The sequence below is a fragment of the Crocosphaera sp. genome (assembly GCF_030064895.1).
Taxonomy (GTDB): Bacteria; Cyanobacteriota; Cyanobacteriia; order Cyanobacteriales; family Microcystaceae; genus Crocosphaera.
Genome location: NZ_JASJEB010000001.1, coordinates 1 through 24,647 on the forward strand (window position 1 = coordinate 1; position 24,647 = coordinate 24,647).

The 24,647-nt window shown below is 35.9% G+C and carries 27 protein-coding genes; 10 read left to right on the forward strand and 17 right to left on the reverse strand.

Annotation, left to right across the window (positions count from 1 at the left end; all coding sequences use genetic code 11):
* Nucleotides 1-74 precede the first annotated feature (74 nt).
* Nucleotides 75-833 (reverse strand): hypothetical protein, encoded by a 759-nt coding sequence (locus QNJ66_RS00005; RefSeq protein WP_300501759.1) that lies wholly within the window; start codon nucleotides 831-833, stop codon nucleotides 75-77.
* A gap of 16 nt (nucleotides 834-849) precedes the next feature.
* Nucleotides 850-1,329, reverse strand: a complete 480-nt coding sequence (locus tag QNJ66_RS00010; RefSeq protein ID WP_300501761.1) for a hypothetical protein — start codon at nucleotides 1,327-1,329, stop codon at nucleotides 850-852.
* Between the two features lie 129 nt (nucleotides 1,330-1,458).
* On the opposite strand from QNJ66_RS00010, the gene QNJ66_RS00015 reads away from it, so the two are divergent.
* Nucleotides 1,459-1,728 (forward strand): YciI family protein, encoded by a 270-nt coding sequence (locus QNJ66_RS00015; protein ID WP_300501763.1) that lies wholly within the window; start codon nucleotides 1,459-1,461, stop codon nucleotides 1,726-1,728.
* A gap of 26 nt (nucleotides 1,729-1,754) precedes the next feature.
* On the opposite strand, the gene QNJ66_RS00020 is transcribed toward QNJ66_RS00015, so the two are convergent.
* A complete protein-coding gene (locus QNJ66_RS00020; RefSeq protein WP_300501765.1) occupies nucleotides 1,755-1,940 on the reverse strand; it encodes a hypothetical protein in 186 nt (61 codons plus the stop codon).
* Between the two features lie 8 nt (nucleotides 1,941-1,948).
* Entirely contained in the window at nucleotides 1,949-2,218 is a 270-nt protein-coding gene (locus QNJ66_RS00025) for a hypothetical protein (RefSeq protein WP_300501767.1), read from the reverse strand.
* Between the two features lie 198 nt (nucleotides 2,219-2,416).
* On the opposite strand from QNJ66_RS00025, the gene QNJ66_RS00030 reads away from it, so the two are divergent.
* A complete protein-coding gene (locus QNJ66_RS00030) occupies nucleotides 2,417-2,959 on the forward strand; it encodes a Uma2 family endonuclease (protein ID WP_300501769.1) in 543 nt (180 codons plus the stop codon).
* A gap of 155 nt (nucleotides 2,960-3,114) precedes the next feature.
* On the opposite strand, the gene hflX is transcribed toward QNJ66_RS00030, so the two are convergent.
* Both hflX and QNJ66_RS00040 read right to left on the reverse strand, forming a co-directional pair.
* On the reverse strand, nucleotides 3,115-4,827 hold the full coding sequence (gene hflX, locus QNJ66_RS00035) for a GTPase HflX (protein ID WP_300501959.1): 1,713 nt from the start codon (nucleotides 4,825-4,827) through the stop codon (nucleotides 3,115-3,117).
* A 21-nt stretch (nucleotides 4,828-4,848) separates the two neighbouring features.
* Nucleotides 4,849-5,217, reverse strand: coding sequence for a YkgJ family cysteine cluster protein (locus QNJ66_RS00040; RefSeq protein ID WP_300501771.1), 369 nt, complete (start codon nucleotides 5,215-5,217; stop codon nucleotides 4,849-4,851).
* 103 nt (nucleotides 5,218-5,320) lie between these two features.
* On the opposite strand from QNJ66_RS00040, the gene QNJ66_RS00045 reads away from it, so the two are divergent.
* From QNJ66_RS00045 to QNJ66_RS00055, 3 genes are all read left to right on the forward strand, one after another.
* Nucleotides 5,321-5,491: a type II toxin-antitoxin system Phd/YefM family antitoxin gene (locus QNJ66_RS00045; protein WP_300501773.1), complete on the forward strand. Its 171-nt coding sequence runs from the start codon at nucleotides 5,321-5,323 to the stop codon at nucleotides 5,489-5,491.
* A 178-nt stretch (nucleotides 5,492-5,669) separates the two neighbouring features.
* A complete protein-coding gene (locus tag QNJ66_RS00050) occupies nucleotides 5,670-5,885 on the forward strand; it encodes a type II toxin-antitoxin system HicB family antitoxin (RefSeq protein WP_300501775.1) in 216 nt (71 codons plus the stop codon).
* Nucleotides 5,882-6,106 carry a type II toxin-antitoxin system HicA family toxin gene (locus QNJ66_RS00055; RefSeq protein ID WP_300501777.1) on the forward strand — a complete coding sequence of 75 codons (225 nt, stop codon included), beginning with the start codon at nucleotides 5,882-5,884 and terminating at the stop codon, nucleotides 6,104-6,106. Before QNJ66_RS00050 ends, QNJ66_RS00055 begins: the two co-directional genes overlap by 4 nt.
* A gap of 202 nt (nucleotides 6,107-6,308) precedes the next feature.
* On the opposite strand, the gene QNJ66_RS00060 is transcribed toward QNJ66_RS00055, so the two are convergent.
* Entirely contained in the window at nucleotides 6,309-7,514 is a 1,206-nt protein-coding gene (locus QNJ66_RS00060) for a glycosyltransferase family 4 protein (protein ID WP_300501780.1), read from the reverse strand.
* Between the two features lie 273 nt (nucleotides 7,515-7,787).
* On the opposite strand from QNJ66_RS00060, the gene QNJ66_RS00065 reads away from it, so the two are divergent.
* Nucleotides 7,788-8,057, forward strand: coding sequence for an RNA-binding protein (locus QNJ66_RS00065; protein ID WP_300501782.1), 270 nt, complete (start codon nucleotides 7,788-7,790; stop codon nucleotides 8,055-8,057).
* Nucleotides 8,058-8,106: 49 nt separating this feature from the next.
* Here QNJ66_RS00065 and QNJ66_RS00070 read toward each other — a convergent pair whose 3' ends face one another.
* From QNJ66_RS00070 to QNJ66_RS00080, 3 genes are all read right to left on the reverse strand, one after another.
* A complete protein-coding gene (locus QNJ66_RS00070) occupies nucleotides 8,107-9,078 on the reverse strand; it encodes a GDP-mannose 4,6-dehydratase (RefSeq protein WP_300501784.1) in 972 nt (323 codons plus the stop codon).
* Nucleotides 9,079-9,087: 9 nt separating this feature from the next.
* Nucleotides 9,088-10,023 (reverse strand): glycosyltransferase family 2 protein, encoded by a 936-nt coding sequence (locus QNJ66_RS00075; RefSeq protein ID WP_300501786.1) that lies wholly within the window; start codon nucleotides 10,021-10,023, stop codon nucleotides 9,088-9,090.
* A 186-nt stretch (nucleotides 10,024-10,209) separates the two neighbouring features.
* Nucleotides 10,210-11,442, reverse strand: coding sequence for a glycosyltransferase family 4 protein (locus QNJ66_RS00080; protein ID WP_300501788.1), 1,233 nt, complete (start codon nucleotides 11,440-11,442; stop codon nucleotides 10,210-10,212).
* Between the two features lie 222 nt (nucleotides 11,443-11,664).
* On the opposite strand from QNJ66_RS00080, the gene QNJ66_RS00085 reads away from it, so the two are divergent.
* The 3 genes from QNJ66_RS00085 (at nucleotide 11,665) to QNJ66_RS00095 (ending at nucleotide 14,895) form a co-directional block, all read left to right on the forward strand.
* Nucleotides 11,665-13,335 carry a metallophosphoesterase gene (locus QNJ66_RS00085; protein WP_300501790.1) on the forward strand — a complete coding sequence of 557 codons (1,671 nt, stop codon included), beginning with the start codon at nucleotides 11,665-11,667 and terminating at the stop codon, nucleotides 13,333-13,335.
* Nucleotides 13,336-13,635: 300 nt separating this feature from the next.
* Nucleotides 13,636-14,067, forward strand: coding sequence for a hypothetical protein (locus tag QNJ66_RS00090; protein WP_300501792.1), 432 nt, complete (start codon nucleotides 13,636-13,638; stop codon nucleotides 14,065-14,067).
* A 42-nt stretch (nucleotides 14,068-14,109) separates the two neighbouring features.
* A complete protein-coding gene (locus QNJ66_RS00095) occupies nucleotides 14,110-14,895 on the forward strand; it encodes a peptidase (RefSeq protein ID WP_300501794.1) in 786 nt (261 codons plus the stop codon).
* A 650-nt stretch (nucleotides 14,896-15,545) separates the two neighbouring features.
* Here QNJ66_RS00095 and QNJ66_RS00100 read toward each other — a convergent pair.
* From QNJ66_RS00100 to QNJ66_RS00110, 3 genes are all read right to left on the reverse strand, one after another.
* A complete protein-coding gene (locus tag QNJ66_RS00100) occupies nucleotides 15,546-15,905 on the reverse strand; it encodes an NAD(P)H-quinone oxidoreductase subunit M (protein ID WP_300501796.1) in 360 nt (119 codons plus the stop codon).
* A 124-nt stretch (nucleotides 15,906-16,029) separates the two neighbouring features.
* Entirely contained in the window at nucleotides 16,030-16,542 is a 513-nt protein-coding gene (locus QNJ66_RS00105) for an inorganic diphosphatase (protein WP_300501798.1), read from the reverse strand.
* A 1,053-nt stretch (nucleotides 16,543-17,595) separates the two neighbouring features.
* A complete protein-coding gene (locus tag QNJ66_RS00110; protein WP_300501800.1) occupies nucleotides 17,596-18,381 on the reverse strand; it encodes an SDR family oxidoreductase in 786 nt (261 codons plus the stop codon).
* 186 nt (nucleotides 18,382-18,567) lie between these two features.
* Between QNJ66_RS00110 and QNJ66_RS00115 the strand changes: the two genes are divergently transcribed.
* Nucleotides 18,568-19,719, forward strand: coding sequence for an LptF/LptG family permease (locus QNJ66_RS00115; protein ID WP_300501961.1), 1,152 nt, complete (start codon nucleotides 18,568-18,570; stop codon nucleotides 19,717-19,719).
* A 162-nt stretch (nucleotides 19,720-19,881) separates the two neighbouring features.
* Here QNJ66_RS00115 and QNJ66_RS00120 read toward each other — a convergent pair whose 3' ends face one another.
* The 4 genes from QNJ66_RS00120 to QNJ66_RS00135 all read right to left on the reverse strand — a co-directional run bounded on the left by QNJ66_RS00120 (nucleotide 19,882) and on the right by QNJ66_RS00135 (nucleotide 24,318).
* Nucleotides 19,882-20,541 carry an ester cyclase gene (locus tag QNJ66_RS00120; RefSeq protein WP_300501802.1) on the reverse strand — a complete coding sequence of 220 codons (660 nt, stop codon included), beginning with the start codon at nucleotides 20,539-20,541 and terminating at the stop codon, nucleotides 19,882-19,884.
* Between the two features lie 197 nt (nucleotides 20,542-20,738).
* Nucleotides 20,739-21,926, reverse strand: coding sequence for a citrate/2-methylcitrate synthase (locus tag QNJ66_RS00125; RefSeq protein WP_300501804.1), 1,188 nt, complete (start codon nucleotides 21,924-21,926; stop codon nucleotides 20,739-20,741).
* A gap of 106 nt (nucleotides 21,927-22,032) precedes the next feature.
* The gene (gene lexA, locus QNJ66_RS00130) at nucleotides 22,033-22,635 is read right to left on the reverse strand and encodes a transcriptional repressor LexA (RefSeq protein WP_300501806.1); all 603 of its coding nucleotides are present in this window, start codon (nucleotides 22,633-22,635) and stop codon (nucleotides 22,033-22,035) included.
* Between the two features lie 81 nt (nucleotides 22,636-22,716).
* Nucleotides 22,717-24,318, reverse strand: a complete 1,602-nt coding sequence (locus tag QNJ66_RS00135) for a helix-turn-helix domain-containing protein (RefSeq protein ID WP_300501808.1) — start codon at nucleotides 24,316-24,318, stop codon at nucleotides 22,717-22,719.
* Nucleotides 24,319-24,647 lie beyond the last annotated feature (329 nt).

Genomic DNA, 24,647 nt, shown 5'->3' on the forward strand with positions numbered 1-24,647 from the left:
ATAAATATCCGTCGTAACCCACCATTTTAGTACCTTAAAAGTTATCCATAATTCTCATTTTTACTTTTAATATCTCAATTATTGATATCTGTTTTATTTTCCATCCAACCTTTGATAGAACTTATTGCAGTTGCAACTAAAGGATTATCTGTCAATTCTAATAATGATTCATGACCTCCAGCTTTTAAAGCACCAATAACTCTTTGTTTTAAAGGTTGATCTTGTTCCATTCGTTCAATAGTTTTAGCGACAATAGACAAGTCTTTAGCTGTTAAATCTTTAGTTATTTCTGGTTCATTATGTTTAATTTTTTCAATTAATTCTGCCTCAATAATTTGCATTTCTTCAACATCTAAATCTGTTATATTTTGGGAAACTGTTTCAATAATTTCTTTAATTTCTGTGGCAACTTTTTGGAGATTTTCTTTTGAAGAATAATAAGTATTTACTGTATTGTGATATACATTTTCTCCGTTGTAATTGTAGTAATAATTATTCTCTATTGTTGGATAAGGTACTTGAAGATTAGAACTTGTATAATTTGAAGCTTTCTTAAAAAAGTCAATAGCTACAATCAATAATAAACCAATAATTACTACTAAAAATCCTTGTATGTCTTGAGAAATCTCAGGACGAGTTAATATATTAATTAAGTAAATAGCAAAAATAAGTAAACCAAAGCCAATAAATACGTTTTTGTCAAATTTTAATACGTCTTGCAAAGAAAAATTACTCTTAGTTTTTCCCAATATATGGAAATCATTTACATCTTGTAAATCATATTCATCTATATCTTGTAAGGAAATTTTTTTATTTTTTTTAGATTCATCCATTGTAATATTCCTCTTATTAACTTTGATTTTCTTCAGAATTAGATGGTGGTAAATTTTTGTTAGTTTTTGTCATATAATTGCCAAAACTTTCTAATAAACTTGAAACATCTGAGGGTGAGTATTCGAGAAGCGTAACCAAACCAAGTAAAATAAAAAATATCCCAACATATCCAGTAGAATATAGTTTAACAAAAATCTGAAGTCCAATGAATACAAAACCTATTACTATACTTGATACACTACCTAATTTTAGTGTAACTTCGTTAGCTTGTTGTAAGTCACGTTGATATTGATTATTTTTTGAGGTTTCTATTTGATATTCTAACTCAGCCCTCATCTTTAATAATTCTCTCTTTTCTTCTAGATTTTTAGCTGATACAATACTCTGGGCAATATCTTGCTTAATTATATCAATATCCGACAATGATTGAGAGTAAGGAACAAGAGAACCACTATCCTCAGATTGATTAGTATTAGGTGGAGGAGTTTCAGTCATTACATTGATTTTATATTAGCTAAACCTTAACTCAAGATTTTGTAAGATTATTATAATATGGTATAGTCAACAAAACACTTAGACAATTGAATGTTAGTTGTCTTATCTTATTTCTGATAGTTTAAAATTATGGCTAAATACATTTTGTTTGGTAGTTACTGCGAAAATGCTTTAGAAAAAAGAACCCCTTACCGTCAAGATCATTTAGAGGGTTTAAAACAGCAAAAAGAAGCAGGAATTTTAGTTACCCTCGGACCCACTAAAGATAATACTAAAGTTTTCGGGATTTATGACGCAGAAAACCACGAAAAAGTCAGGGCATTAATTGAAAATGATCCATATTGGAAAAATGGAATTTGGACAGATTATGAAATAAAAGAATGGATACAAGCTTTTTAAGAAATTCAAAAATTAGTCGTGATAGTTTATATTTCTGACTTATTTTTATTTTGTAATTTTTCTAACTTTTGCTGACGTAAATCAGCTTCTATCATGGCAATTAATTCATCAAACTTCAAGGTCACTAAATCTAGTTTTCTGCAAGCTTCTCTCCATTGAGTAACATTTTTACTTCTTGTTTCTAGATCGGGAACACAAGATTTATTAGTCATGATAAACCCTAGTTTTTTTTAGTTTCAGAAAGACTGGCTTCTACCACATCCACTGAGATTTCAGCTTGTTCAATGGTTTCATCCAATAATTCCAGGATAGCAGAAGGAGCGATGGGATAGTATTCAGCAATTCTTAAAGTTAAGGTATAGAGGCGAGAGTAAGGATTTGTTAATCTTTCGAGACAATTCTGTATTTGTTCTAATTCTGGTAGTGTCTCCTCTGTTTCACCATATTGTTCAAACAGATTAAATTCTGTTATTTTTATTTCAGCAATCAATTCTATTAATCGTCTTTGTCAACTAAAAATTTTGGTTAATGATTCGGGAGACAGTTTAGCCAAAAGTCACAAGTACCTTTAATTATTTGACTATTTTTTATTGTACAGTATTGTTTTACATATTGAAAGTAAATATCAAAAAGTGTGTTAAACTTTACGAATAATAATGAAAGCCAAGAGTTTTCCTGGGTTATGACTATGCCAACATTAGTAAAATGGACAATAGAAGATTATCATAACATGATTACTGCTGGTATTCTAGCAGAAAAAAAGGTGGAATTAATTGCAGGAGAAATAATGAAAATGACTCCAGAAAAACCCTTTCACAGAAGAGTAACTTTTAAGACTGCTGACTATTTTAGAGAAAAATTAAGAGGAAAAGCAATCATTTTTGAGGCACATCCGATTACACTTTTTGATTCTGAACCTGAACCAGATATTATCATAGCAAAACTTCCCCTAGAACGTTATGATAATCGTCATCCTTATCCAGAAGATATTGAGTTACTGATTGAAGTTTCAGACACCACATTAAAATATGATCTTGATACCAAACAAAAAATTTATGCTCTTGCTAAGATTAAGGAGTATTGGATTGTTGATCTTAAAAACAGTCAATTAATAGTCTTTCAAAAACCAGAAAATAATTGTTATTTAAAACAATTTAACTTGACTCAAGGGGTTATTTCTCCCTTAGCTTTTCGAGATATTCAGATAGACAGTCAAACAATCTTAAATTGATAACTGATAACTGGTCATTTCATTTATCATTTATCATTTATCATTCGTTTGGAAGTAGGCTTGAAACCTCTACCAAACTTTTTTCTCCCTAAAGGGAGAGGCTTGAAACCAAAATGTTCAATGTTCAATGTTTGGTAACTGGTAACTGATAACTGTTAAAAACTAGAATTATTCAACGCATATTGAACCAACTGACTCAACTTATGACGTAACGTTTCTAAACCTAATCTTTGACTGGCAGAAATAAACACAGCTAAAGGATACTCTTCTTGTGCAACCTTTAAAGTTTCTCCATCTACCGTATCAATCTTATTAAACACTAATAAAATAGGACCAGGAACTAAAGGCATTTCCTGTAAAATATTCATCACTGATTGTATATGATGTTGCCAAGCAGGGTGAGATAAATCAACCAAATGTAACAACGCATCCGCTTCTGTTACCTCTTCTAAAGTAGCGCGAAAAGCATCAACTAAAGATGGGGGTAACTCATGAATAAATCCTACCGTATCTGTTAACAAAAAAGTGTAAGGTTGTCCTGTGTTATCATCAATACCAGATAAACGGCGAGTTGTCGGATCAAGAGTCGCAAATAGTTGATCTGCGGTATAGACTTCTGCATTGGTTAACGCATTGATCAAAGTAGACTTACCCGCATTGGTATAACCAACGATCGCAATGCTGGGAACCTCTTGTTTTTGACGCTGTTGACGTAAACGAGAACGATGAGACTGTAACTTATTAACCTCTTGTTGCAGCCGAGAAATACGCCGTTGAATAGCCCGACGTTCCGTTTCTAACTTGGTTTCTCCTGGTCCTCTGGTTCCAATACCACCCCCTAAACGAGACATAGCTTGACCCCTACCAACCAACCGAGGCAACATATATTCTAACTGGGCCAACTCCACCTGTAACTTACCGGCCCGTGACTGGGCCCGTTGGGCAAAAATATCTAAAATAACCTCCGTCCGGTCAACCACTTTAACACCTAACTGGGTTTCCAGGTTGCGAACTTGTGCAGGAGATAAGTCCAAACTAAACACCACTAGATTAGCCCCTAAAGTTTGCACCCGTAAAGCGATCTCTTCTACCTTACCCTTTCCCACAAGGGTTTGAGGATGGGGTTTAGGGCGTTTTTGTCCGATAGTTTCTACTGTTTCTCCACCAGCAGTGTCCACCAGTCGTTTTACTTCGGCCAACTCCTCGGCAAAGGTGCGATCGCTCATTTTGTCCATTTGTAAGCCAACAATAACCACTCGTTCGTGATCTCCTTCTACCTGCTGGGCAACATATTCCCGACGAAACTCCGCTTCTAACCCTTCCACCAAGCCGAAAAAGTCCTGTTCTGAGAGGGTTTCTAGGGTCATGGCCGGGGAAACAGTCCAATAATAGGCATGGTTGGGGTTAAACTCTGAAGGGGGCAGTAAATGGGCAATATAAGCCTCTTTGACGTATCCGGTTGCCCCTCCACCCCGTCGCATTTTCCCTTCTGAGGTGACGGATAACATCACCAAACTATCCAGACGTTGCAGTACCATCGCGGTCAAACTGGACTCTTTGGGGGGATCGCTTTTTAGTTGGGTGGCAATGCAGCGAATACCACAAAGCCGTTCAGCCCCATAACGTGGCAGTTCTAGGGCAGGTATTTGGGTTTGTCGAGGAGTCCCCACTCCCACCCGAATAACCTGGCCACGACGGTTAATATAGGCGCATACTCCTTGACCGAGATCGGAACTGACGGAGGCCAGTCTTTGGGCAAACTCTGGAGACGTGAAGCGATCGCCTCGTAGTTTTTGATGATAAAGTCGTTTTAACTGCTTAATTTGACTGCTTTTTAACCCTTGCAGGTTTCCGTAAATGGTATCGATGGGCGAACCTCCTTACTGTGGTTAGTTGTTTTGAGTAATTTCTCTATTATAATGTTTCATCTCGGTACTTTTGCCTCCGTAAACTCCTTCTATTTGTTGGCGACAACATTCAATGGCAAAGTCGTTAAAGTCAGAGGGATCAATGTCATACATTTGTTGAAAACTATCGGGTTGTACGCGACAAAAACGGGGACGCTCTTCATAAATTAAACATTTTCGGGTTTCATGGTCAAAATTAATACACCATCCTTCTTCTCCTACTAAACTGAAATAATTATCTAATTCTTCTGGGGTTAAATATTCTTCTAAGTCGGGGCGATCGCTTGGATCTAAGTTACAACAGGCCCCACACCCTTCTACACATTTCCATGTTTCTTTTTTAGTCTTCATGAAGTTTCAATCTTTGAGTTTCTTTTATTATTTTACTCTTTTTAATTGTTTGATATAATAAAAAGTAAGTAAATATTAACAAAATATTTTTCTAGCCTCTGATATGAAACAATTCAATTACACAGAAATCAAGGAAAAATTACCAAAGTTAATGGAAAAAGTTTGTCAAGATAATACTCCGATTATTCTTGCTGACAATGATCAAGAACCTGTTATTTTAATGTCTCTGTCCGATTATAATTCTTATAAAGAAACTATGTATTTATTAAGCTGATTTAACAACTTCAGCAGAATTAAGTCGTTATTTTCGTCATCAAGTTGAAAAAGAAGCGGTAATTATATATCTTTAGATGATAATTTTAAAAATATTTACAAATAACAATGATATAATAGTTTAGAAAGACTAGAACATAAAAAATCACGCAAAAATAAAGTAATCAATTATATTAGAAATGAAACAACAGTTTAATGTAATCATTGAAAAAGATGCAGATGGCTATTTAGTTGCTTCTGTTCCTGCTCTAAAAGGATGTCATACTCAAGCAAAAAGCTATGATGAATTAATAGAAAGGATAAAAGAAGCTATCGAATTATGCTTAGAAATGGAAAACCAAGACTTTGAACCTTTAGAGTTTGTTGCAGTACAAAGAATCACAATTAACTCATGAGTAATATTCCAGCAATAACAGGAAAAAGAATGATATCAGCTTTGAAAAAAGCTGGATTCACTGTTGCTAGAATCAAAGGAAGTCATCATTTCTTAATTCATTCTGATGGAAGAAGAACTGTTATTCCTGTTCATGGGAAAGAAACCATTGGAAAAGGATTATTTGCTAAGATTTTGAAAGATTGTGAGTTAAATATTGATGAATTTTTAGACTTGTTGTGAAATAATAAGATAAAAAATAAGGACATAATATTATTATTTCCCTACAAATCAATCAATTAAACTGTTATCTTATACACCAAAAAGCAAGTTTTTGGTGCATTATGGCACAAAAAAATTATAGTAACTACCAAAAAAATATAGTTTTCCTAATGCACCCTACTTAATATTTTGTTTAGGAAAAGTCTCTTCATTTAGAGTTATTTTAAATAATTATTTTCTCATATTTTTTCCCTATACTTTCCCAAGTGTAATTATTTTCAACATAGTTTCGTCCATTTTGTGATAAAGTTTGACGCAATTTTTCATCTTCAAATAAATTACTAATTGCTGTAACATATTCTTCTATTGTATTAGCTCGTAATGCTCTTAAAGGCGTATTCTCTCCATCAATTTCCATTCCTTCTAAACCCCGATCGCTTGCCACAATAGGAACCCCTGCGGCCATTGCTTCTAAGGTCTTATTTTTAATACCAAATCCTGACCTTAAAGGAATAACACACACCGTTGCTTTGTGTAAATATTCGGCCATTGATGGCACTTTTCCTGTTACTGTAATTCCTATTTTTTCTCCTAATTTTAGTACAGATTCAGAAGGGTTTGCCCCAACAATGCTTAAAGTAACATCAGGATATTTTTCACGCAATAAAGGGAAAATTTCTTGACTAAAAAAGCAAGCAGCATCAATATTAGTTACATAGTCCATCCCTCCTGTAATAATCAAATTATGACCTCCTGGATCATTATTTCGCTGAGGAAAAATCTCTAAATCAACCCCATTAGGAAGCACAGAAACTTGACTATTTATTTTAAATTCTTTTAATTGTTGATAATCGTCATCTGTAGTAACAACGATACTAGAAAACTTTTGATAAACCCGTTTTTCATAGCGTTTTAATAAAGGTAAATAAAGGCGATCTCGTTGATGATTTTCTGACGTATTGGTTTCTAGTTGGTGTTGACAAGTACGATAAACAGAACTATGACTATTAATCACTGTTTTTATTTTGTTTTTCCAATGAGGACGAATATAAATTTCATTAACACTATGTTCACAAGTAATAGCATCAAAATCATTATTTTTAACAGCTTCATCAACCCAGTTTTGAATCGATTTATCGTATAAAAAAGAAACATTCGGAGGAGTTCCTGTCAGGAAAAATTGACAAAACCGCTTGACTTTTTCTACAATTCCTGAGTTGGGATTATTAGGACGAGGAAATAACATTAAACTTTTGATCCAACCCTTTAAAGCTTCTATTTCTTCTTCAGTAACATCTTCAGCCTTTTGGGTAACTAAAGTAATCTCATGATGATGACTTAACTGTTTTAATAAGTTAAATGTTCTGACTTGAGTTCCCCCTCGACTAGGAGGATAAGGAAAAGTAGCACAAATCATTAATAATTTCATTGTTTATCCCAAAAAATAACAACCTGGTTGTTTTCATAAATCGATCCTATTTTATATCTTTTTTAGTTCTTCAATCTCGACGAATGAAAATTAACAGCAAATTGTTTCTGATAGGGATGACAAAAATATGTTATATTATAAGTCGAGACAACTAAGTATTCGGTAGTAGATTTTGTTATCAGCATTGACGGGTATACCCCTTTCAGCCTTTGTACGATTCTCTCCGACGACTAAAGCTCTACAATCCTTCTAGATATACGGAGATAATCGAAAATGTCAATTTATGTAGGAAACCTATCCTATGAAGTAACCAAAGAAGACCTTAATGACGTCTTTGCTGAGTACGGCCAAGTTAAACGTGTTCACATTCCTACGGATCGCGAAAGTGGGCGTATGCGTGGCTTTGCTTTTGTGGAGATGAAATCTGACGAGGAAGAAGAAAAAGCAATTGCTGACTTAGATGGTGCTGAATGGATGGGTCGGACTTTAAAGGTTAATAAAGCCAGAGAAAGAGAAAATCGTGGTGGTGGTGGCCGTTTTTAAGTCCAATTTCTTGAATTAATCAATTAAGGGGTAGGAGTTTTCTTGGTTCCTACCCCTTCTGATTTTTAAGTCTATTTTCTACCATCATTTTAACTACCTCTGGCATTTTATGCTGCGCTTTCCAACCTAATTTTTGTTCTGCTTTGCTTGGGTTGCCACAACTATAACTGATATCGGTGGGACGAAATAAATTGGGGTCGCTGCTAACATAATCTTGCCAATTCAAACCTAAACAATTAAAGGTTTCGATGACAAACTCTTCTAAAGAATAACTATGCCCTGTAGCAATAACATAATCATCAGCTTGGGTTTGTTGCAACATTAAGTACATGGCTTGAACATATTCAGGGGCCGAACCCCAGTCCCGTTTGATGTTAACATTTCCTAGTTGTAATTGATGGGAATTACCTTGAGCAATTTTACAAGCAGCAGCAACAATTTTTTGAGTAACAAAACGTTGGGGACGTAAGGGAGATTCGTGGTTAAATAAAATACCAGAACAAGCAAAAATGCCGTAAGCTTCTCGATAATTAGCTACCTCCCAAAAGGCCGCAGATTTAGCTACAGCATAAGGACTACGAGGACGAAAAGGAGTTAATTCATCGGCAGGAGTTATGCCAATATCCCCAAAACATTCACTGGAACCTGCATTATAAAATTTGATTGCTGCGCCAGTAAAACGAATGGCTTCGAGTAAATTTAAAGTACCAGTGGCAATACTTTCTAAGGTTTCTACCGGTAGTTGAAAGGATAATCCCACAGAACTTTGACCAGCTAAATTATAGACTTCATCTGGTTCAATTTTATAAAGAATTTGTAGCACACTACGAAAGTCATTGAGTGCCATTGATTCCACTTTTACTTGCTCTCGAATTCCTAAACGAACTAAGTTTTGAAATGAGGACATTTGGGCATCCCGTGAGGTTCCACACACGATGTAACCTTGGTTTAAAAGAAATTGAGCTAAATAAGCACCATCCTGTCCAGAAATACCACAAATCAAAGCTGTTTTTTGTCCCATTTTATTTTGTTATTTTTTTGAAGATTGAGAAGGTTGAAAGAGTAATTGTAGGGCTTCTTTTAAATAGCCAATTTGACCGTAAGCGTAAACTAAATTATCAAAACTTTGTGCAGGATTACTAACATATTTTAAGGATTTATATAGACCTCTTATTAATCTTTCTCCTCCCCTTCCTAACTGCTCAATACCGGTTCGTCCGGCAATTTCTTCTCGATAACATTCGCTCACTCCTTGCCACCAACTACGACTTAAAAACCAACTACGCTGTAGCCTTTCTGGGGCAACATTATGGGCAACCAGGGCTTCGGGAAGATAGGCAACCTCCCATCCTTGATTTAAGGCTAATTCTGTCATAAATAACTCTTCATTGGAAAGCAGTTTTTTGCCGACTCTTCCTAAATTAGCATCAAAACCACCAATTTTCTCTAAAAATGACCGTCGCAACGAATAATTTAAGCCTCTGGGGGTCAGTTGAGGGTTGCTAATAGAAACTACTTTTTCCCCTAAATCATAAGCCCCTAAAGCCCCTGCTAACCCCTCAGAAATCCAATTAGGAGGGGTGAGCTTGTCGGGCCAGATTAAGGTAACTTTACCCCCTGCGATCGCTAATTTTTCCTTCTGTTCATAAGCAGCAACTAACACTCGTAACCATTGAGGAGAGGCGATCGCATCATCATCGAGATAAGCTAAAATCGGCGCGGTGGTTTCTTTTGCCCCACGATTACGGGCAACTGATAACCCTAGAATCGGCTCATAAACGTATCTAACTTGAGATTTTGATAAAAATGGGCTGACAACCTCTTTTGTATTGTCTATGGAGCCATTATCGACGATCAGGACTTCATAATTAACACCCTCTTGGGCCAAAAGACTTTCGATAGCATCACCTAAATAGCGATCGCGGTTATGAGTACAGATGATAGCAGCAATTTGAGGATTAGACATGATTAGATGGGGGACTGGGAGATGGGGGATAGGGGAGACTGGGGGACTGGGGGATAGGGGACTGGGAGACTGGGGGACTGGGGGACTGGGAGATGGGGGGAAAATATTAATGTTGTTTCTTGTCTTCCCACACTCCCCACCCTTCCCACACTCCCCACACTCTGGACATTTCTCACCCTTCCCACTTCACTGAAACTTACTATAGGTGTCTAGCAATACTTGTTCATAGCGTTGAGTCATTTGTTCCCAAGTATATTCATTTTCTATTAAAGCGCGTCCATTGTTGGATAATTTTTCCCGCAGTTTTTCATCTTGAAAGAGACGACCGACTGCATAAACATATTCATCCACATCGTTGGCCCGCATGGCCGCTAAAGGATGTCCTGGACTATCAACGGATAATCCTTCTAAACCATAATCACTAGCTACTATTGGGGTTCCTGTGGCCAATGCTTCTAGGGTTCGCATTTTTGTACCAATACTGTTGCGAATAGGAATGACACAGACAGTGGTGTTATGAAGATAATCGAGAAGATAAGGGACTTGTCCGGTGACATTTACCCCTGAGAGTTTATTTAATTCCAAGACTTCTGGGACAGGACGACTTCCTACTATATCAAGGATTGCATCGGGATAGCGTTGACGAATTTTTGGGAAGACTTCTAAGCTAAAAAACCGCGCTGCATCAATATTAGCCGGTTTATCCATTGTACCAACAAACGTAATGCGGTGTCCTGACTTGTTGCTGAGACGTTTGGGAAAGACTTGTAAGTTTAATCCGTTGGGTACAAGGGTTATGGGAACTTCTATTTTTAAATTTTTTAGGATTTTTTGTTCGGTTTGATTTGCTACTATCACAGCAGCAAATTTATAACAATATTGTTTTTCATAACGACGTAATATCGGTAAACTTAATTGTTCTTTTAATCCACTATCATTACCATTGGTTTCGACTTGATGTTTATATATTCCATAAACAGAACGGTGGATATCAATAATTGTGGGAATTTTTTGTTGCCATTCGGGTCTAAAATAGATTTCGTTGGCACTACCCTCGCATAATAAAAGATCAAATTTTTCAGATGCGATCGCTTCATCTATCCATTTTTGAATGGCTTGGGAATAATTAGACAAAACTCCAGGTGGTGTTCCTTGTTGCACAAAGACCCCCAGTTGTTTAGCTGTTTCTAAGAAACCTTTACTATTTTCTGGATGGGTAACGGGAGGAAAGACAACGCAGTTCTTTATCTGCTCTTGCAGCGCATCAATATCTTCTTCTAAGACTTGTTCAGATTCTTGGGTTACTAGGGTAATGTCATGGTTTGTATTAAGATGTTTAAGAAAGGAAAAGGTTCTCACCTGGGCTTTTCCCTGTATTGGGGGATAGGGAAAAAGGGATGAAATGACAAGAATCTTCATAGGTAGATTCATTAGCTATCTAGTTTAGTTTAGCAAGCTTTTCTTGATCTGTAACCTGTTTTTCCCAGATATTATTAATTTTTTTCTTTATTTTTCCTCCTCTACTATCTTTTTAGCTGTTTAAGATTGAGTTGTGAAAGTTAAATGTTGCTCAGAAACTTCCATTTTTTTAAAATTATTCCTACTCTATTATTTATCCTTACTTTTTTTCTGGTTATACAAATGCCTTCTACTAATTCTAATTCCTCTTATTCTTTACTAACCGATCCTTTTTTACAGTTTCCGACAACTTCATCGGTTAAAGTTGTTTGGTTTACTGAATTTGCTGGAGTGGATCACAAAATAATTTATGGACAGAATTTAGATAAGGAAATCATAGCTAATACCACTTTATTAAGTCGTACCAGAGAAGATCAAGGTTCAAACGTCAAAGAGGATTATTATCAGACCACAAGAAGAAATATCTGGCGACATGAAGGAGAAATTATCGGATTAAATCAAGGGGAGAAAGTTCCTTATAAAGTTGCTAGTCTTATTGATAATGAGCAAGTTGAAAGTAATATTTTTTCTCTAAGTTCTTCTCCCAAAAAGAAAACACCTTTAAAAATTTTATTAACTTCTGACCATCAATTAAAGCCGATGGTGGCAGCAAATTTACAAAAAGTTGTGGAAACTATTGGTAAAATTGATGCTATTTTTTTAGCTGGTGATTTAGTGGATATTCCCGATCGCTCTTCGGAATGGTTTGATGATCGAAGGGGTGGTGCATTTTTTCCCTGTCTTCAAGGTTTGGCTAACTATAGTATAGACAATACAGTTTATGAAGGTGGCCAATTGATTCAATTTGCTCCTTTATTTCCTGCCATTGGTAATCATGAAGTCATGGGTAAATGGTCAGACAATAAGAGATTAAGTCAACAGTTTGTTAATGCTATACCTAAACAGGTTGCTAAAAATATTTACTTACAAAAAGCTGATAGTATTAATCCTGATGCTGATCCTGATATTGAAAGTAACTGGATAAAAAATAATTCTTTTAATACGGATACTTATGAAGAAATTTTTTCTTTACCTCAAAATGAATCTGATAATAGTCATTACTATGCTATTACTTTTGGGGATATTCGTTTAGTAGTTTTACAAGTAACTAATATCTGGCGTTCTCCTAATCTAAGAAATAGTGTTGAAGGAAGATATCAAGAATCAGACAGGGAGTTAAATAAGCCTGAAAATTGGGGTTATGGTCAACATATTTTTGAATCAATTGAAAAGGGAAGTGAACAATATCAATGGTTAGAAAAAGAACTAAAAAGCGAAGCATTTAAAGAAGCAAAATACACAATTGTTATGTTTCATCATCCCGCCCATACTTTGGGAGGAAATATTGTTCCACCTTATACTAATCCCATCCCCAATACTAATTATGATAGTGATGGCAATATAACAGAAATTCGCTATCAATATCCCAAGAAAAATGATTATATTATTCGGGATTTAATCCCACTTTTAGAAACAGCAAAAGTTAATTTAGTTTTCTATGGTCACTCTCATCTTTGGAACCGTTTTTTAAATGTAAATGGTCTGAATTTTCTAGAATCTTCTAATGTTGGTAATAGTTATGGCGCACATTTAGGGGATAATAAAAGACAAATACCTCCTGATTACTCTCCGTCAAATTATGTTGAACTAGGTGATCCTAATGGACTTAAAGCAATTATTCCTAATTTATCACCTTTAACAGATGAAAATAATAATCCTTTACCTTATATTGCTAGTAACAATATAACAGTCTTTAGTATTTTAGACACAGAAAAAGGAACAGTCAGTAGTTATTATTTTGATACTCGTCAACCTAATTCTGATGTTATTAAATTTGATGAATTTACAATTTAATGGTACTCTCAAAGCAATAAGTACCTTATTTATTAATCACCAATAAGTAAATGATTTAATTTGGGTATTTGCCAAGAGTACATTTTTTGATATACTGACCATAGCCTCAAATTTATAACGAATATGACACAGACTGTGAGTGAGTTATGTTTTTTGTAAGAACTATTTGAAAATTACTCTTACAAATATAAGAATTGTGTCAGTGTTATAGAGGAATATTTCTATTAAGAATTTTCTAGGTAATTAATTCAGTTTTTGTTGTTGTACTTTAAATTTATTCAACCTAAGTAAAAGTTAAATATGAATCGTTTTTTTTACGAAAAATCCAGTAGTTATCAAGGATATCTAATTATTCCTTTTCTGTTGACAAAAGTTAGTGGTGAGTTGATTTATTCCTATGCTTTATTATCATCACAAGGGTACGATGATGAATTTCATAAAGCAAAAAATCCAGCAGGAATTTGTTCTAATACATTAGGTGATATTAGAGAAATTGCTCAACAACATCTTAATCAATACAGTGTTAATTTAAAAGAAGATGATTATTTTGAGCAACGTTATACTTATCAAAATACATTAATTATTATTCATCAACAAGGAAAAAGATGTTCTTATGATCATTATCCTTCTCATGAATTGAGAAATATTGCTGCACCAACTTTGTTTCTTAATGCTGATAGTTGTATTAACTGGATAAAAAAAAGATTAGCTCGTCGTCAAGTTCAATTTTAAATCATTGATTGTTAAAGCTTGGAAAGGTGTGTTACTATTTGTATGTTAAAATTTTTATCTACAAAGAAGAAAAAATCTAAGTCCAATTTGAAACCATTACTAAAAATTTTGGTAATTATCTGTCTATTTTTATTGACAATTACGCCATCTTCTGGGTTAGACAAAGACTTAGAAAAATCTTTACCTCCTCTACAAAACCATCCCTTCCCATCCTCATTAAATCAATGGCAAGATCAACCCTATTCAGGAGACTATTTTGACCAAATTGAACCCAGTGTAGTGGGACATTTATTGTGGTCAAAATTTCCTATAAAAATCTATTTTGATCGTCCCAATAATCCTAATGATACTGCTGCTACAACTCGTCGCTTTAATCAATGGGTTAATGCCGTTGAAACGTCCATTACTGAATGGAATACTTATTTACCGATGACGGAAGTTGACAGAGCAGAATTAGCTGATATTATCATAGAAAGAAATGATCCTCCTATGGATGTGCAAATCGATCCAGAAACAGGACAATTAGACATTCCTCGTGCTAGAACTGCTCAAGCTCGCTATGAGTTTTATATTGACGACAATCAGCTTTTGCACAAGATGATAATACAAATTAGCCCCCGTTTAAGTAAAGTTGCTACTCTATCTGCTGCACGTCATGAGTTAGGTCACGGGTTGGGAATTTGGGGTCATAGTTTAGAAGAAAACGATGTCCTTTATTTTTCACAAGTTAGTTCATCAATTCCTATTTCTTCTAGGGATGTCAACACTTTAAAAAAAATTTATGAGCAACCCACTCGTTTAGGATGGTCTTTCCCCGTGGACAATTGATAATTGATAATAGACAGAGGGTTTAAGGTGTTTTATTAATTTCCAGACAGATTTCGAGGGTTAACTCTACATTTCCACTTTAGCATTTTTTGAAAAAAACACAAATCTCAAATTTAGTCATATTTTGGCAAAATTAAGGAAAAGTTGGTTTTGTAAACCACTGTAAATTAGTTTAAATAGATTATATAAATATTTAGCTTGGATAATTCTGGTTTATATTTGTCGAGATCGCCCCAATTACTTGATTCAACGCAACGTGGAGGGTTTGAGGTGTTTTCTCGATTTCTAGACAGATTTCGAGAGATAACTCTACATTTCCACTTTAGCATTTTTTGAAAAAAACACAAATCTCAAATTTAGTCATATTTTGGCAAAATCCAGGAAAAGTTATCTTTGTAAACAAGTGTAAATCATCAATAGAGATTATATTAATTTTTTAAATTATATAGTTTTTATTTATTGATAACATTCAGATAGCAGTACGCATTATGGTTAGGAAGTTAAGAAGATTCCTCCTCCCTCGGAATGACAATTAAGGATATGAAATAATGTTAAAAAAAAAGAGAATTTCGATTGTATTGTAAGTCTAGTGACTACAATAATCGTCTATTCTCATTGTTCAAGTTATTGGAACTTTGAAACTTTAAATATTAGAGATTGTAAGCTCCTTCAGTGTCTGGACTTTCAACTTTAGGTAGTCCCATACTATAGTTAAGGACACGACTTTTTAGATTGTAACTAATCTCACCTTTTTGAAGAAGACTGCGGATAAAATGTTCTAAATCTGAACCGATACGACGTAAATTATAATCGCTTAATTCTTCACCACTGGCAGACTCTACTAACTCATCAAATTTACGATAAACTTTTTGTAAAGCATCTTCCTCCCAGTTAAATTCGTTATCGGGATCAACATCCAAAGTGAGCATATTATCACTTTCTACCAATTCATTGTTTTGAATTTCAGCAGTATAAATACGAACGTGACGAGTTGTAGATTTGACAAACATAGTGGATAAACAAAAATAAAGACTTATATTTAGATAGTAATGCTTTCTGTTTTAAACAGCAATTAAACTTGATCGAGATTAGCATTAGGGGATAAAGGTTTAATTCTTCATCCCCATGAAGTAATTATTTACTTCCAGCTTGGACGCATTGTTCAACCAAAGGCATTACAGCATCAACGTCTTTCCAACCTAAAATTTCTGTGACTTTTTTCTCCAGATTTTTATAGGTACGGAAAAATTCCGCAATTTCTTCTAAACGGTGAGGAGCAATGTCTTTAAGAGATTTTACTTCAGCAAAGCGTGGATCTTCTACAGGGACACAAAGCACTTTTTCATCGCGATCGCCACCATCGATCATTTCTAACATACCAATGGGACGAGCTGCAATCACACAGCCGGGGAAAGTGGGTTGATCAATGATCACCATCCCATCTAAAGGATCACCGTCATCCGCTAAGGTATTGGGAACAAACCCATAGTCGTAAGGATACTGTACCGAGGCAAACAAAACGCGATCGAGAGCAAAGGCGTTCATATCCTTGTCATATTCGTATTTATTCTTGCTTCCTGCAGGAATTTCAATTAAAACATTGATTAGACCAGGTTCAGGTTGAGCCGGAATGAGTGATAAGTCCACGATTTTCTCCGAATGCTTACTAATTACTTTGATTAAGGAAGATAGTCCATAATCTTTCCTTCGGTGCTTATTTTACAACGAATTTTGACCCAAGGTTGATATTAATCACATGATTGCTGTGATCTAAACTATTGAGGCTAAGAGAAAAAGAGAAGATAATAAACACAGGATTCAAAAAGCTGGTGCATACAAACACCAAGAGGTTATTTATTTTTTCACAATGGATAACCCATTTTTTTTATCTATTTTCTATATTGATATTAATCACATAATTGCTGTGATCTAAACTATTGAGGCTAAGAGAAAAAGAGAAGATAATAAATGCAGGATTCAAAAAGCGGGTGCATACAAACACCAAGAGGTTATTTATTGTTTTTTACAATGGATAACCCATTTTTTTTATCTATTTTCTATATTGATATTAATCACATAATTGCTGTGATCTAAACTATTGAGGCTAAGAGAAAAAGAGAAGATAATGAATGCAGGATTCAAAAAGAGGGTGTATACAAACACCAGGGGGTTATTTATTTTTTCACAATGGATAACCCATTTTTTTATCTATTTTCTATATTGATATTAATCACATGATTGCTGTGATCTAAACTATTGAAGCTAAGAGAAAAAGAGAAGATAATAAACGCAGGATTCAAAAAACTGGTGCATACAAACACCAGGGGGTTATTTATTGTTTTCACAGTAAATAGCCTCTTTTCTATCTATTTTCTATATTGATATTAATTATATGATTGCTGTGATCTAAACTATTGAGGCTAATAGAAAAAGAGAATATAATAAATACAGGATTCAAAAAGCGGGTGCATACAAACAGCAAAGGTTTATTGATTGTTTTTTACAATAAATAAACCCTTTTTTCTATTTTTTATATATTGACAATAATCACATGATTGCTGTTATCTAAACTATTGATGCTAAAGGAAAAACAGAAGATAATTATCTCAGATTCAAAAAGCAAGTGCATGAAGATGCACAGGGTTATTTATTGTTTTTCACAGTAGATAACCCTTTTCTTTTAAATGCTAAGGTAATTAGTTATGCTCTAAATTGTTTTTCTACAGCCTGGAGCAAAAATTCTCGAGGAAAGAAGCGAGAACTATTGACGATTAAGTTATTAGTAATGCCTCCTGTTACTACATTTGCTTGCTTATTTTCTAAAGCTTTGAGTGCATCTTTAACCACAGTTTGCGCTGATGTTAAACTGCCATTATTTTTATTTTCAAAACTTTGAGGAAAATCAGCAACTTCAAAGAAATTTGATTCTGTTGGCCCCGGACATAAGGCTAAACAATTGATCCCTTTGTCCTTATTTTCTGCCCATAATGCTTCTGTGAAACTGAGAACAAACGCCTTTGTAGCTGCATAAGTGGATAAATATGGTAAAGCTTGAAAACCAGCAATAGAAGCTACATTGACGATACTACCTTGTCCCTGTTGTTGCATTGGAGATAAGAATAAATGGGTTAACTCCACCAAAACAGTCACATTGAGTTGAATCATCTCTAACTGTTTCGATAATTCTCGTTCAGCAAACGGACCATAATCCCCAAATCCGGCATTATTAATCAAACAATCTACCCTGAACCCCTGATCTTGAACCTGCTTATACACCTTTTGCCCTGCCTGGGGTTCGGTTAAATCTTGTACAATGACTTCAACATTGATAGATGCCGTTTCCTTTAACTGTTTAGCTAATTTATCTAGTTTGTCCTGGGAGCGAGCAACTAAAATGAGATTAGTCCCAGAAACTGCTAATTCTTCGGCAAATGCTTGTCCAATGCCCGAAGATGCGCCGGTAATTAGAGCGGTTTTGATTACCATTATGATTACAATCTAAGAGGAGTTACTATTGTTACAAATTGTAACGCAAGCAAAGGAAAATAATCCAAGAGTTAAGGTTCTTCTAGTGCTTTTGCAACTCACCTTTTCCTTATCCGTCACTAACACAGATGAACAATGACCCGAAAACCCATGGCCATGAAAGTTATTAGAGATATAGGTCGCTTTATGCGATCGCTATGGGGTGGTTGGTCTTTATCCCTGATGGATCGCTATATTGCCTCACAATTGATTAATCCGTTGCTGTTTTCTGTGGGTTTAGTCTCTGTTTTGGGGGTAGCCATCGGCTATTTATCAGACTTAGCCGATAAGGTAGTAGATTCTAATTTGCCTTTAATACAAGCTTCAGAAATTTTGCTGTTAAAGGTGCCGGAGTTTACGGCCTATGCTTTGCCTATTTCTGTGATGTTAAGTACGTTATTAACCTACGGAAGGTTGAGTAATGATAGCGAATTAATTGCTTTTCGGGGTTGTGGTGTAAGTCTTTATCGTCTGATTATTCCGGCTGTGGTGATGAGTTTATTGGTGACAGGGGTGACATTTTTGGTGAGTGAATTGGTGGTTCCGGCAGCCAATTATCGGGCTACAGCGATTTTAGTGGAGTATTTACAAGAAGAACATCCTTATTGGCAAAATAAGGACATCTTTTATCCTGATTATGAACAGGTTATTTTACCCAATGGAGACAAGACAAAACGCTTAAAACATCTTTTTTTTGCGGAACAGTTTGATGGTCAACATCTGAGAACTTTAACGGTTTTAGAGTGGTTAGAAGCAAGATTAAATCGTATTGTGGTATCAGACTCAGCAACCTGGAATGGACAAGAAGAAACTTGGGATTTTTTTAACGGAACTATTTATCAATTATCTCCTGATGCTTCTTATCAAGAGGCTGATCCTTTTGAACACCGACAGTTACCTTTAAGTAAGGCTGCCTTTGAATTTGCATTACAAGGTCGTGATCCCTACGAAATGAATATTATTCAGGCTAGGCAGTATATGAAAATTTTAAAGATGATGGGAGATGATAAAAAATTACGGACGTTTCAGGTCAGAATTCAACAAAAATTAGCTTTTCCTTTTATTTGTGTGGTGTTTGGGGTTATTGGTTCGGCTTTAGGATCTACTCCTCAACAGATGAGTCGGGGAACTGGTTTCGGTTTAAGTGTGGTGATTATTTTTGCTTATTATTTGTTAGGTTTCCTGATTGGAAGTTTAGGGTTAATGGGTTTAATTTCCCCTATTTTAGCAGGTTGGCTACCAAATATTTTGGGCTTGGTTATGGGGGGTTACTTATTGTATCTTTTTGCTGAATCTTAACAATTAACAATTAAAAATTAATTATATATTTTATTATATTTTTCGTTCTTTGGAATCACAATTAAGAAGAACCGAGAAAAACTTGTTTTCTCAGTTCTCTTTATAGATTCAACTTATTTATCTTTTGACCTACTCTAACTCCCAAAAATTAGAAAATCCTAGTTAATGGGCAACCGGACAACCGGAAGTTAGCTTTTTGAGGAAGGTGCTATTATCAAAATAGTGTTCGACTGAGAGAATTTTGAGATCGTCGGTGAGTTTAGCCACACTCATACCTCTAATTTCGATGGTCTCTCCTGTGGGTTGATGGTCTTGATATGGACCGCTAAAGGTTCCCCAGTGTCGCCATTTGAAGGTAACATTTGGTGGACCAGATAGCACTTCGATCAGTTCCCATAAAAAGCCATTGGGAAAGGCTTTATGAAACAGTTCAAAGGAAGATTCAAAGTCTTCTGCGTCTGGATCGTAACCTGGAGTTTTATCGATAAACAGGTTATAAGTCCCTTGATCACTTACATCTTGTGCGCTGTAAATAGGCCCCCCGTTGCTACTCATTTGGAATTTATCGACAACAATGGATAACCATTGCTGAGGATCGGCTTTATGGGAGGCTTCCATTTCAAAGGTTCTCACCAAATTTTGAGCGATCGCCTCTAAGGAACCTGGGGCATGATTGTGTTTACTTTCTTTGTGTAAATATTGGTCGGTGTGGGAATAGTCTGGCTTTTCTCCGTTACGCCATTTAACTCCTTGATCATGGGCTAAGACTGTATTTCGATCTTTTACCCAGAGGGGCAATTCTCCATTTTTATCGCTACTCATTAGATAAGTTCCTGTGGCGAGTTGAAGTTATTTCTTACAATTTATTATAAAAAATTAAGGCAGAGATTGGAACAAATAAACCTAAAGTTTTTCTTTAATTTCTGATATTTATTGTTGATTTTATTGGGTTTCTTGGGAAGAAATATTTTTCTTCCCTGTGTCTCCTCGTCTCCCCTTTCCCCGTCAAACTGCAAGAATTATCTATCTTCTATGGGACACCATTTTTGCTCAGTGGGGCCTGTATAAACGGAACCAGGACGAATAATGCGATCGAGTTCTAACTGTTCCAAGCAGTGGGCTAACCAACCAACAACCCGACTGACGGTAAAGGTTGAGGTAAACAAGGGAGTGGGCAGTCCTAACCCATGCAACACTAAGGCTGTGTAATATTCTACATTGGTTTCAATTCTGCGATTGGGTTTATACTCCTTGAGTAACCTTAGTGCAGTGGTTTCCACATCAACGGCTAAACCCCAAAATTCCTTATCTTCTCTACGTTTCCAGACATCGGCTGACACTTGTGAGAGTAAAATAGCTCTGGGATCTTTGACCCGATACACCCGATGACCAAACCCCATCAACCGTTCTCTGTTCTCAAACTTATGACGCAAATAACCTTCGATATCCCCTGATTTTTGCATCTCTAGCAACATATCTAATACAGGGCCTGGCGCACCTCCGTGCAATACTCCTTTCATAGCACCAATGGCCGCCGTCACAGCAGAAACAAAATCGGAGCGAGTGGACATGACTACCCGTGCAGCAAAGGTAGAGGCATTCATGCCGTGTTCAATGACGGTATTAAGATAAATTTCTAGGGTTTTGACATCTTCGGGGGAGGTTTCTTCCCCTGTGAGCATATATAAGTAGTTAGCTGTGTGGCTTAATTCCAGGTGGGGGGTGACAACCGCTTGACCTTGAAGTAACCGCCAATAGGCTGCTGTAATAATCGGAACTGAGGCAATAATTTTTAGTGCGCCGTTAATCCCTTCTTTATCGATGCGATGGGACTCCATATCCATTGTCAGACAGCTAACACCTATTCTCACTCCTTCAATCAGTTCAATCTTCTGAGCGGCTGCATTTTTGAGAACATCTAATATTTTTTCGTCAAGATACCGATGGGATAATAGTTTTTTGGTGACGTTATCTAGTTCATTTTTGTTAGGAAGATGATTATGTAAAAATAGGTAAATCATCTCCTCAAAGGAAGCATTAGTAGCAAGCTCTTCAAAGGGAAATCCTAATATGATTAATTTTCCTAACTGCCCATCAATTCTGCTGAGGTGATTGGGTATATTTTCCATATATTTTACATTACCTAAATAGTTGAGGCCGTTGACACTCTTACGGACATTACCGCCATTATTCAGTGTACCACACATTATTTTTCACCACTTGGGGACTTAATACTATTAAGTCCCTACTTTTGTCTTCTAGAAGAAACTCATTTGGCGACTTGAAGATCACAGTTGTTTCGACAAATTCAATTTAATAGCCTCGCCAAACTCCGATTAAGATTCCTTGAACTTCTATTTGATTCGCTTTGAGTTCTATGGGTTGATAATTGAGATTTGAAGGCTTCAACATGACTATTTCTCCTTCTTGATAATATCGCTTTAAGGTGGTTCCTACTCCTTCTACTCTGGCGGCAACAATTTCACCATTTTTTAATGTTTCGTCGGGGTCTAAGGAACGCATAATGGCGAGATCCCCATCGGTGATTAAATCTTCAATCATGCTGTCCCCTGTCACCCTTAAACCCCAATAATTGCTACCATGAAGCACATGGGAGAGGTCTAAGCGTTCCTGTTCATCCCTGAAGGGTTCCACTAACCCCCCGGCTGCGATCGCTCCTAAAATGGGAATTCCTCGGGATTGATAGTGTAAAATTCTTAGGGTTCTGGCTTTACCTTCTATCCAGTCGATATAGCCTTTGTTTCTCAGCCTTTCTAGGCGACTTTGCACCGGAGCGGGCGATCGCAAATTCATGGCTTTCATCATTTGACGAATGGAAGGGGCGTGTTGATTCTCGCTAATATACTTGATCAACCAGTCGTACAATTCTTTTTGGGCCGGGGTTAAAGGTTCCATACAGTTTCCCTGATTTTCAGAACATAAGTACTATGATAAACCTTTTTCGGCCATTTTTAATAATATAATAATAATTTACCATTAATACAATTCTAGAACAGTTTGGAGCATTTCGCGATCCCCTGGTTTGGCGGAAAAACGGCCATTTTCGAGATCCCGAATCCAACTTTGACTTTTACCGATTTGTTTGGCGAGGGCCCGTTGACTTAATCCTTTACTTTTTCTTGCGTCTAAGATTTGCTGTGCAGTGAACTCAGGGGGTTTTTTGGTAAGGGTTTTACGCTTATTTTTCCGTTGTTTTTTTTGTTCAAATTTAATTAATTGTTCTTCCCATTCTGGGGGAAGTTCAAAGTTGAGCATTCTTGCTTTCATTAACCAATTCCATTTTCCTCGCGGTCCGGAGTCGGTTAAACGATGTTCTTGGCAACCATCGTTAATCCAAAAGTCTAGTGCTTCGTCTGCATCGTCGGGGAGTTGCTCTAATTTTACCCAGAGGGGTTGTATGCTTTCTGGGTAGGAAACGGGGTCAAATAGGGGTTTTAGTCCGTAATGGTTTAATACTTCTAGATCGCTTTCAAAGGTGCGTATAAGCCGTTTTCGTTGCTCTCGTTGAATGTCTGCTTGGGCGATCCTTTGTTGACCATAAGCTACACGCATTAGGGTAGGGATGGTAATACATTGTTTGCGCCCCATTTTACTCTTAAATAGTAACCAGAGCATCATTCTTACTGCCCCCGGATGTTGTTGCCAAATACTCATGACACTACTTAACAAAAATTGGGGTAAAGATCCATATTGATAGAAGGCGACTCTCTTACTATATCCTTGTTTATTTAAGAAGTATTTTGCCCATATTCCTGGTTGTAAGGTAAAGGTTAAACCGATTAAATGTTGACAGCCTAAATCATCTTCTTGGAAGTGATGTTTGATTTCTGATAGTTCCCAAATGCGACTTTCTGGGACGGTAAACTCTTTCACTTTTCCTTGTTGCGGCCAGTCAATTGTGGCTAATATTTGACAGGTTTGTTGGATTAATAGTTTAATTAGGCTTAATTTCGAGGCTTTACTTAGGTCTTTTCTTTTATCTAGTCCTAAATATTGTTCAATTTGTTGATCGCTAATAACAAATTTTTCCTCCCAAGGTTTTTCTAATGTTGTTGCATATCCAGCAAATAAAAGATGTAAGCAAGCTGCTCGAATATCAATACATTCTAGTTTAATAGGATCGGATAAATAGTTAACTTCTTCTGATAATTGTGTGTCTAAATTATCGTCTAATCGAAAGATAATTGTTCCTTGTCCTTGTTTTACTGGCCGTTCATAATAAAGGTTTCCTTCGCTGTCTTTTTCCCAAGGAAGCACTGAGGCACAAGTTAAGACTGTACAAGCTTCCCAGATGATCATTGATGAGGCAAAAGGTGTATTTTTTCCGTTGATAAATACTTCAGGAGATGTGGGTATTCTCGTGACGTTTTTATATCTTCCTTTTTTGGCTTGGGTGGGGGTTGGACTACTAATTGGACATTGGATAACACACTGCGGTTCTTCATAATAACCTTCGCAACTATTACATTTTTCTTGATCGATCCAATATTCTCCATTTTCTGTTTTAATGGCATCGGTTGGACATTCAATTCGACAATTATTACAGGTTGGACAACTATCAGAAATTGTATAAGACATGATGGTTTATGAAGAGTGACAAATGAAGCAAACTATGACTATATTTAGCAATTATTAGATTAAATTATTCACCTAATAATTGTTCTCTGCTCAAGCATTTTCAGCACAATATTTGATTTATCTCTCACACAACAAAAATTCGATCTTGATAGTATTTATCAATCTTTTACATAGTAAAATGTCTATACATTTACTATGAATTCACTGGTATTGTGCTAGTTTGTGATGTAACGCTTCTAACTATTGTTATGATATTTAAGGAATGTTTGGGCTTATGTTTACCACGAACATTCTACTAGAATTGTGTTCTTTTTTCTGTTCGTGTTATC

Bases quoted from the DNA above. Each gene is read 5' to 3' on its own strand.
- QNJ66_RS00005 (WP_300501759.1), bottom strand. From the start codon at position 833: ATGGATGAATCTAAAAAAAATAAAAAAATTTCCTTACAAGATATAGAT.
- QNJ66_RS00010 (WP_300501761.1), bottom strand. From the start codon at position 1,329: ATGACTGAAACTCCTCCACCTAATACTAATCAATCTGAGGATAGTGGT.
- QNJ66_RS00015 (WP_300501763.1), top strand. From the start codon at position 1,459: ATGGCTAAATACATTTTGTTTGGTAGTTACTGCGAAAATGCTTTAGAA.
- QNJ66_RS00020 (WP_300501765.1), bottom strand. From the start codon at position 1,940: ATGACTAATAAATCTTGTGTTCCCGATCTAGAAACAAGAAGTAAAAAT.
- QNJ66_RS00030 (WP_300501769.1), top strand. From the start codon at position 2,417: ATGCCAACATTAGTAAAATGGACAATAGAAGATTATCATAACATGATT.
- QNJ66_RS00040 (WP_300501771.1), bottom strand. From the start codon at position 5,217: ATGAAGACTAAAAAAGAAACATGGAAATGTGTAGAAGGGTGTGGGGCC.
- QNJ66_RS00045 (WP_300501773.1), top strand. From the start codon at position 5,321: ATGAAACAATTCAATTACACAGAAATCAAGGAAAAATTACCAAAGTTA.
- QNJ66_RS00050 (WP_300501775.1), top strand. From the start codon at position 5,670: ATGAAACAACAGTTTAATGTAATCATTGAAAAAGATGCAGATGGCTAT.
- QNJ66_RS00055 (WP_300501777.1), top strand. From the start codon at position 5,882: ATGAGTAATATTCCAGCAATAACAGGAAAAAGAATGATATCAGCTTTG.
- QNJ66_RS00060 (WP_300501780.1), bottom strand. From the start codon at position 7,514: ATGAAATTATTAATGATTTGTGCTACTTTTCCTTATCCTCCTAGTCGA.
- QNJ66_RS00065 (WP_300501782.1), top strand. From the start codon at position 7,788: ATGTCAATTTATGTAGGAAACCTATCCTATGAAGTAACCAAAGAAGAC.
- QNJ66_RS00070 (WP_300501784.1), bottom strand. From the start codon at position 9,078: ATGGGACAAAAAACAGCTTTGATTTGTGGTATTTCTGGACAGGATGGT.
- QNJ66_RS00075 (WP_300501786.1), bottom strand. From the start codon at position 10,023: ATGTCTAATCCTCAAATTGCTGCTATCATCTGTACTCATAACCGCGAT.
- QNJ66_RS00080 (WP_300501788.1), bottom strand. From the start codon at position 11,442: ATGAAGATTCTTGTCATTTCATCCCTTTTTCCCTATCCCCCAATACAG.
- QNJ66_RS00085 (WP_300501790.1), top strand. From the start codon at position 11,665: ATGCCTTCTACTAATTCTAATTCCTCTTATTCTTTACTAACCGATCCT.
- QNJ66_RS00090 (WP_300501792.1), top strand. From the start codon at position 13,636: ATGAATCGTTTTTTTTACGAAAAATCCAGTAGTTATCAAGGATATCTA.
- QNJ66_RS00095 (WP_300501794.1), top strand. From the start codon at position 14,110: ATGTTAAAATTTTTATCTACAAAGAAGAAAAAATCTAAGTCCAATTTG.
- QNJ66_RS00100 (WP_300501796.1), bottom strand. From the start codon at position 15,905: ATGTTTGTCAAATCTACAACTCGTCACGTTCGTATTTATACTGCTGAA.
- QNJ66_RS00110 (WP_300501800.1), bottom strand. From the start codon at position 18,381: ATGGTAATCAAAACCGCTCTAATTACCGGCGCATCTTCGGGCATTGGA.
- QNJ66_RS00115 (WP_300501961.1), top strand. From the start codon at position 18,568: ATGCGATCGCTATGGGGTGGTTGGTCTTTATCCCTGATGGATCGCTAT.
- QNJ66_RS00120 (WP_300501802.1), bottom strand. From the start codon at position 20,541: ATGAGTAGCGATAAAAATGGAGAATTGCCCCTCTGGGTAAAAGATCGA.
- QNJ66_RS00125 (WP_300501804.1), bottom strand. From the start codon at position 21,926: ATGTGTGGTACACTGAATAATGGCGGTAATGTCCGTAAGAGTGTCAAC.
- lexA (WP_300501806.1), bottom strand. From the start codon at position 22,635: ATGGAACCTTTAACCCCGGCCCAAAAAGAATTGTACGACTGGTTGATC.
- QNJ66_RS00135 (WP_300501808.1), bottom strand. From the start codon at position 24,318: ATGTCTTATACAATTTCTGATAGTTGTCCAACCTGTAATAATTGTCGA.